Origin of the sequence: Bartonella numerosa (assembly GCF_037070845.1) — a bacterium.
Lineage (GTDB): Bacteria > Pseudomonadota > Alphaproteobacteria > Rhizobiales > Rhizobiaceae > Bartonella.
This window is the reverse complement of the sequence record NZ_JAYMZI010000028.1, coordinates 1-1,101: the sequence shown is the minus strand read 5'-3', so window position 1 is coordinate 1,101 and position 1,101 is coordinate 1. Positions and strand designations below refer to the sequence as shown.

Genomic DNA, 1,101 nt, shown 5'->3' with positions numbered 1-1,101 from the left:
GTGGACATGCCGCTCACCGATTTTATAAACCGCTGTTTTCGAGTGAGTATCATTACTTCAATCGCGTTGTCCGGTGGGCTATATCAGCAAGATATCATTGACTTTATAACAAATCTGCCTAGTGAATTGTCGGGCGCACTCATAGATAGACCATTAACGGATCAACAATTAAAAAACATAATGAACAGAGCAGCTGAGGAAGGCTTTATGCGTGCCAGTGAAGCTTTCGAAGAATCTGCTTTCTTAAATGCTGATGGGTTCCTTTACGGCATCTTTGGCGTCCTTATCTTAATCACAACGAGCTGCTTGGTTGCCATCGGCGGTGCATTCATCCTGTTAGCAAAAATCGCGCTCGCGCTTCTCGTCGGGTTAGGCCCTTTCTTTATCGTTGCTTTGCTTTGGCATCCAACTCATCGCTTCTTCGAAAAATGGGCTACCCAACTATTAAGTTATATAATTCTTGTCGTGCTCTTAGCTTTTATATTCGGTTTTATGATAGATATATTTGCAAATTATATGCAAGATATGAAGTTTGATGGTAGACAGAACGTGAGTTGCACTCTCGGCGGTTCCATTGTCCTATCCATTATCTCTGTTGTCTTTTTGCTAAAAATGTCGAGCATCGCAAATGCCTTGGCAAAAGGCATTTCGTTTGAGCATTTATGGAAATCAGGAGCAAGAAGTGGCCGATAGCCCTTAATGTGCATGAAGTCTATGGGCGTTTTCATCGCGTGGAGAAAATTTGTACCCTGGTGGAACTCATAAAAACATAAATAAAAAATAGAAATAGTTATATGTTATTTTTTAATCAAAATTGAAATAGTAATAAAAAAGTGATAGAAAGAGTCCGCCGGTCGAAAAGAGGAGCAATTAGAATGAAACAGTTTATTTTTATAGTTTTGATTGCAAACCTTTTGTCGGCTTGTGTATTGGCCCCAAAGCCGCGACAACCAAACAGTGGAAAGCGAGTTCCTGTCAACAAAACGATCCCTGTAGAGATTCAACGAGAAGCGATATGAAAAAAAAGGAAGCTAAACCGGTGAAAGCCGAACGACTTAATAGTTATTACGAGGAAAGTCGAGGTTTGGAGCGTGAACTCAT

Annotated in this window: 1 protein-coding gene and 1 pseudogene; both read left to right on the top strand. The window is 40.5% G+C overall.

Features of this window, described 5'->3' with window-relative positions; translation table 11 throughout:
* Positions 1-693, top strand: a 693-nt coding sequence (locus WCP75_RS05020; protein ID WP_336277138.1) for a TrbL/VirB6 family protein, incomplete at its 5' end; no start/stop codon positions are given.
* 322 nt (positions 694-1,015) lie between these two features.
* Positions 1,016-1,101: pseudogene (locus WCP75_RS05015) on the top strand (TrwG protein); the annotation flags it as partial.